The 6,166-nt window shown below is 71.1% G+C and carries 6 protein-coding genes; 5 read left to right on the top strand and 1 reads right to left on the bottom strand.

Features of this window, described 5'->3' with window-relative positions; genetic code table 11:
* The 5 genes from ACWCSD_RS45735 to ACWCSD_RS45715 all read left to right on the top strand — a co-directional run.
* Nucleotides 1-1,386 (top strand): ABC transporter permease subunit (locus ACWCSD_RS45735; RefSeq protein ID WP_449924891.1); only part of this gene is annotated, 1,386 nt, incomplete at its 5' end.
* Complete coding sequence (locus tag ACWCSD_RS45730; protein WP_358292982.1) at nucleotides 1,383-2,222, top strand: sugar ABC transporter permease; 840 nt, start codon at nucleotides 1,383-1,385, stop codon at nucleotides 2,220-2,222. The genes ACWCSD_RS45735 and ACWCSD_RS45730, both read left to right, overlap by 4 nt.
* A 5-nt stretch (nucleotides 2,223-2,227) precedes the next feature.
* Nucleotides 2,228-4,012 (top strand): glycoside hydrolase family 13 protein, encoded by a 1,785-nt coding sequence (locus ACWCSD_RS45725; protein WP_449924888.1) that lies wholly within the window; start codon nucleotides 2,228-2,230, stop codon nucleotides 4,010-4,012.
* A 58-nt stretch (nucleotides 4,013-4,070) separates the two neighbouring features.
* Complete coding sequence (locus ACWCSD_RS45720) at nucleotides 4,071-5,321, top strand: right-handed parallel beta-helix repeat-containing protein (RefSeq protein WP_449924885.1); 1,251 nt, start codon at nucleotides 4,071-4,073, stop codon at nucleotides 5,319-5,321.
* An 18-nt stretch (nucleotides 5,322-5,339) separates the two neighbouring features.
* Nucleotides 5,340-5,636, top strand: a complete 297-nt coding sequence (locus ACWCSD_RS45715; RefSeq protein WP_357969202.1) for a hypothetical protein — start codon at nucleotides 5,340-5,342, stop codon at nucleotides 5,634-5,636.
* 3 nt (nucleotides 5,637-5,639) lie between these two features.
* On the opposite strand, the gene ACWCSD_RS45710 is transcribed toward ACWCSD_RS45715, so the two are convergent.
* A partial coding sequence (locus tag ACWCSD_RS45710) for a thiolase family protein (RefSeq protein WP_449924881.1) occupies nucleotides 5,640-6,166 on the bottom strand: 527 nt, incomplete at its 5' end.

The following is a 6,166-nucleotide window of genomic DNA, read 5'->3' as shown; positions in this document are numbered from 1 at the left end:
GCCGCCGCGGCCATCTCCTACCTGTACCTGACCCGCCGCTTCATCCCGGCCAAGTACCTCGTCCCCGGCACCGTCTTCCTGATCGCCTTCCAGGTGCTGCCCGTGCTCTACACGGTGACCACGGCGTTCACGAACTTCGGCGACGGGCACCGCGGCGACAAGGCCGACGCGGTCACCGCCATCGAGACCGGCTCGGTGCGCCAGGCCCCCGGCTCGCCCGAGTACGGCCTGACCGCCGCCCTGCGCGGCGACGAGCTGGTGTTCCTGCTGGTCGACCCCACGACCAAGCAGGTCCGGCTGGGCACCGCCGAAGGGCTGACCCCGCTCGCCGGCGCCCAGGTCGGCCTCACCGGCAAGGTCCTGTCGGCCCCCGGCGTGACCGTGCTGAAGGCGCCCGAGGCGGCCGCCCGCGGCCAGGAGATCTCGGCGCTGTCCGTGCCGACGCCGGGCGGCGCGATCAAGGCCAACGGCCTCAGCCGGGCCGTGGAGGGCAAGGCAGCGCTGGTCTACGACGCCGCCTGCGACTGCGTCAAGGGCAACGGCGACACCTGGACGGCCGACGAGGCCCAGGGCTACTTCGTCAACGCCGAGGGCGAGCACCTGGCACAGGGCTGGCAGGCGAACGTCGGGTTGGACAACTTCGCCCGGGTGCTGACCAACCCCACCATCTCCGGCTACTTCGTCGGCGTGCTGGGCTGGAACCTGGTGTTCGCGCTGGCCTCCGTGGCCGGCACGTTCGGGCTCGGCATGGCCGTGGCGCTGGCGCTGCACCACCCGCGCATGCGCGGCACGAAGATCTACCGGATCGCGCTGATCCTGCCGTACGCGATGCCGGCCTTCGCCATGCTGCTGGTCTGGCGGGACATGTTCAACCGCGACTTCGGCCTGATCAACCAGTTCTTCGGGCTGAGCGTCGACTGGCTCGGCGAGCCTGTCACCGCCCGCTTCGCGGTCATCCTGGTCAACCTGTGGCTCGGCTTCCCGTACATGTTCCTGGTCACCACCGGCGCGCTCCAGGCGATCCCGCGCGAGCTGACCGAGGCGGCCTCCATCGACGGCGCCACGCCGTGGAAGGCGTTCCGCCGGGTGACGCTGCCCCTGCTGCTGGTCGCGCTGACGCCACTGCTGATCTCGTCGTTCGCGTTCAACTTCAACAACTTCAACGCCATCGCGCTCACCACCGACGGCGGGCCGTTCCCGGCCGAGAGCCCGCAGGTGGGGGCCACCGACCTGCTGATCACCTACACCTTCCGGCTGGCGTTCGGCGCGGGCGGGGCGCAGTTCGGGTTCGCGGCGGCGATCTCGGTGTTCATCTTCGCGATCGTGGCGGTCATCTCGGCCGTGGCCTTCCGCCGTACCCGCAAGCAGGAGGAGGTCTACGCATGAGGATCGCGCTCAGGCACGTGTTCGTGCTGGCGGTGTGCGCGTTCGCGCTGTTCCCGATCCTGTTCGTGGTCTCGGCCGCGATCAACCCCATGGGCACGCTGGCCTCCACCGACCTGCTGCCGTCGGGGGCGAGCCTGAACAACTTCGCCAACCTGCTCACCTCCGACGACTATCCGTTCGGCCGGTGGTTCTTCAACTCGGTGTTCATCGCGCTGGTCTCGTCGTTCGCGAGCCTGCTGCTGTCGATGCTGGCCGCCTACGCCTTCAGCCGCATGCGCTTCACCGGCCGCCGGGTCGGGCTGCTGGCGCTGCTGCTCATCCAGATGTTCCCGCAGTTCCTGGCCATCGTGACGATCTTCATGATCTTCACCAGGGTGACCGAGCTGTACCCGGCGTTCGGCTTCAACACCGTCTGGGGCCTGCTGCTGCTCTACCTGGGCGGCGCGCTCGGCGTGAACACCTGGCTGATGAAGGGCTTCCTCGACACCGTGCCCAAGGAGCTCGACGAGGCCGCCACCGTGGACGGCGCCACCCACGCGCAGATCTTCTGGCGGATCATCATGCCGCTGGTCACGCCGATCCTGGCGGTCACCGCGCTGCTGGCCTTCATCGGCATCATGAGCGAGTTCCTCATGGCCAACGTGTTCCTGCGCGACCCCGAGAGCAAGACCCTGGCCGTCGGCATGTACGGCATGATCGCCGGCGACCACCGCAACGCCAACTTCGGCATGTTCGCCGCCGCGACGTTGCTCACCGCCGTACCCACGGTGAGCGTGTTCCTATGGCTCCAGAAGTACATCGTCTCCGGCCTGACGGCCGGGGCTGTCAAGGGATAGGTCCATTGCGTCATGTCGGCGAGCCGCACCACGACGGCTCAGCTCTCTACGTCTCCAGCCGGGAACCGGCGCTCGGCTCGCGGGTGACCCTCTGGCTGCGCGCCCCGCGCGCCGCCGGGATCACCGGCGTGCACGTGCGCACCGTCTGCGACGGCGAGCCCCGCTACGCCGAGGCCCGCGTCGACGACTCCAGGACCGGCACGCCGGTCGCCGGCTACGGCGCGGACGACGTGTGGTGGCAGGCGGAGATCACCGCCGTCAACCCGGTCACCCCGTACCGCTTCCTGCTGCACACCCGCCGCGGCCAGCTGTGGCTGACCGCGGCCGGCCCGGTCGCCCACGACGTGACCGACGCCAGCGACTTCCGCCTGGTCTGCCACCAGGCGCCGCCCTCGTGGATGTCGGACGCGATCGTCTACCAGATCTTCCCCGACCGCTTCGACCGCTCCGGCCCGATGCCGGACCTGCCCGACTGGGCGCTGCCGCGCGACTGGGACCGCGACCCGGTGATCCCCAGCGGCCCCGGCACCGCCCAGCAGTTCTACGGCGGCGACCTCGACGGCATCACCCGGCGCCTGGACCACATCCAGGGGCTCGGCGCCGACACCGTCTACCTGACGCCGATCTTCCCGGCCCGCTCCAACCACCGCTACGACGCCGCGAGCTTCGAGCACGTCGACCCGCTGCTCGGCGGCGACGAGGCCCTGCACCGGCTGTCCGGCGCGCTGCACGCCCGCGGCATGCGCCTGCTCGGCGACATCACCACCAACCACTGCGGCGACGCCCACGAATGGTTCACCGCCGCCGTCTCCGACGTCAACGCCCTCGAACGGGAGATGTTCTACTTCGACCCCGACACCGGCGACTACGAGTCGTGGTGGGGCGTCAAGTCCCTGCCCAAGCTCAACTGGGGCAGCGAGCTGGTGCGCTCCAGCATGCGCGCGGTGCTGAAGAAGTGGCTCGGCCCGCTGGACGGCTGGCGCGTGGACGTCGCCAACATGACCGCCAGGCTCGGCGCCGACGACCGCAACCACGAGGTCGCCGCCATGCTGCGCCGGCAGCTCGGCCCCGAGGCCGCCTTCATCGCCGAGCACAACCACGACGCCTCGCTCGACCTCGACCGCGACGGCTGGCACGGCACCATGAACTACGGCGGCTTCACCCGTCCGGTCTGGGCCTGGCTGCGCGGCCCCGACCTGGACCTGCCGCACTTCCTCGGCGTGCCGGGCGGCGTGCCCGAGCGCGACGGCACCGACACCCTGGCCACGTTCAGGTCCTTCGCCTCGCACATGTCCTGGCGCTCGCTCACGCACTCCTGGCAGCTCCTGGACTCCCACGACTCGCCGCGCATCCGCACGGTGACCGGCTCGCGCGAACGCCACCTGCTGGCCCTCGGCCTGCAGGCCACGCTGCCCGGCACGCCCATGGTCTTCGCCGGCAGCGAGTTCGGCCTGACCGGGATCAACGGGGAGCACTCGCGCACCCCCATGCCCTGGAACCGGCCGCACGACCAGGACCTGGCGACCCTGTCGGCCTACCGCGAGCTGCTCGGGCTGCGCCGCGCCGAGCCCGCGCTGCGTCACGGAGGGTTGCGCTGGCTGCACTCCGACGCCGACTGCCTGGTCTTCGCGCGCGAGACGTTCGAGGAGTCGCTGCTGGTGGCCGTCCGCCGGGCGCCCGGCGCCGCGCTGCCCATCGGGACGCAGGCCCAGGGCGTCCACAATGCCCAGGACGGAGACATGATCCCGGGGGACGGTCCTTCGGTGAGTGTGTGGCGCATCACACGCTGATCACGCTACGGTATGGCCTGGCCCCGTACCGTCTTCAACTGGATAGTGGTGTGCCCGCATGAGGTTGCTCTCCGTAGCCGTCGCAGCTTCGCTCCTTACCGCCGTACCGACCGCCGCGGAAGCCAGGGCGGCCACCACCTACTACGTCGACTCCAGGGCCGGTGACGACTCCGCCGCCGGCACCAGCCCCGACAAGCCGTGGAAGTCGCTGGAGAAGGTCGGCTCCGCCGAGCTCAAGCCGGGCGACATCGTCAGCTTCAAGCGCGGCGGCAGCTTCACCGGCCCGCTCCGGCTCACCGCCAGCGGCACCGCGGCCCGGCCCATCGTCATCCGCTCCCACGGCACCGGGGCCCTGCCCCGCATCAGCGGTGAGGAGCGCGACTGCGTGGTCGTCAAGGGCGCCTACTGGCAGATCAGCGGCCTGCGCGCCACCGGCTGCCGGTTCGCCGGGTTCCAGCTCGGCGGCCACCACATCGAGCTGACCGGCGTCGCGGCCGACGGCAACGTCGCGGGCGTGTGGGTCACGCCGTCCGGGTCGCACAACACCGTCCGCGACAGCACGCTCACCGGCAACAACCGCATGAGCGTCGACGACGAGGGCGGCGACAACGACTCCGGCGCCTTCGGCGTGCTGCTCAACGGCGACGACAACCTGGTGACCCGCAACACCATCACCGGCAGCTACGCCAAGAGCCACGACTACGGCACCGACGGCGCCGCCGTCGAGATCTTCAACGGCGACCGCAACCGCATCACCTACAACCACGCGCGCGACAACGAGACCTTCACCGAGCTCGGCGCCCAGAAGGGCAAGACCGCCACCGGCAACGTCTTCGCCTTCAACGTCGTCACCTCCGGCCGCAGCCGCGGCTCCTTCCTCATCACCCGCGGGCCCGGCCACGTCGTGGGCCCGGTCAAGGGCACGATCGCCGTGCACAACTCGGTCTACCTGCCGGCCAAGGACACCATCGGCTGGTCCTGCCACGACGGCTGCGGCCCCTCCATCCTGAGGCTGCGCAACAACGTGATCGCGGTCGGCGGCGAGGCGGGCTGGGCCGACGGCAAGGGCGTCGACGACGGCGGCAGCGTCTACTACGGCCGCAAGCTCACCTTCAAGCTGGGGCCGAAGTCGGTCAGGGCCGACCCGCTGTTCGTCTCCCGCACCGACCTGCGCCTGCGTCCTGGCTCCCCGGCGCTGGGCCGCGGCCTGCCGCTGTCGCCCACCTGGTACGGCGGCGCCGCCCTCGGCAAGGACATGCTGGGCCGGCCGCTGTCCGGGTCGCCGGACGCCGGGGCCTACCAGCGGTAGCGGTGTAACCTACGGGGCATGGTCCCGGATCTTCGCCTGCCGCTGGTCAAGCAGCTCGCCGAGGCCGACGTGCCCCACCGCTTCTGGCACACCGCCGGCCCCGGCGGGCGCGTCTGGCTGTTCGAGAGCGTCGAGGGCGACGGCGAACACTGGGCGATCAGGCAGATCGAGGTCGACACCGACCGCGTCGCCCACCGCTACTGGTGGGGCCGGCTCCAGGACGATCGCGGCTTCCTCACCGACCAGCCGCTGGAGATCTGGGAGCTGACCGAGATCACCCAGGCGGCGTTCGAGGCCGTCTGGGCCGCCGCCTGAGCCTCAGCTCGCGTTCTCCAGCACGAGCGCGTTGGCCAGGCCGCCCGCCTCGCACATGGTCTGCAGGGCGTAGCGGGCGCCGCGCGTGCGCATGGCGTGCACGAGCGTGGTCGTGATGCGGGCGCCGCTGGCGCCGAGGGGATGGCCGAGGGCGATGGCGCCGCCGTTGACGTTGACCTTCGCCGGGTCGGCCCCCGTCTCCTGCAACCAGGCCAGCACGACGCTGGCGAAGGCCTCGTTCACCTCGAACAGGTCGATGTCGGACAGCGCGAGCCCGGCGCGGCGCAGCACCTTCTCCGTGGCCGGGATCACGCCGGTGAGCATGAGCAGCGGGTCGGAGCCGGTGACGGCGAAGCTGTGCAGCCGGGCCAGTGGGCGCAGGCCGAGCCGGGCGGCGGTCTCGGAGCTGGTGATCAGGACGGCCGCCGCGCCGTCGTTGATCGGGCTGGCGTTGCCCGCGGTGACCGACCAGCTGATCTGCGGGAAACGCTCGGCGTAGCCGGGGTCGGCGTAGGCCGGCCGCAGCCCGG

It is taken from the genome of Nonomuraea sp. NPDC001684, from assembly GCF_053596515.1.
This window is presented reverse-complemented; position numbering and strand designations above follow the sequence as displayed.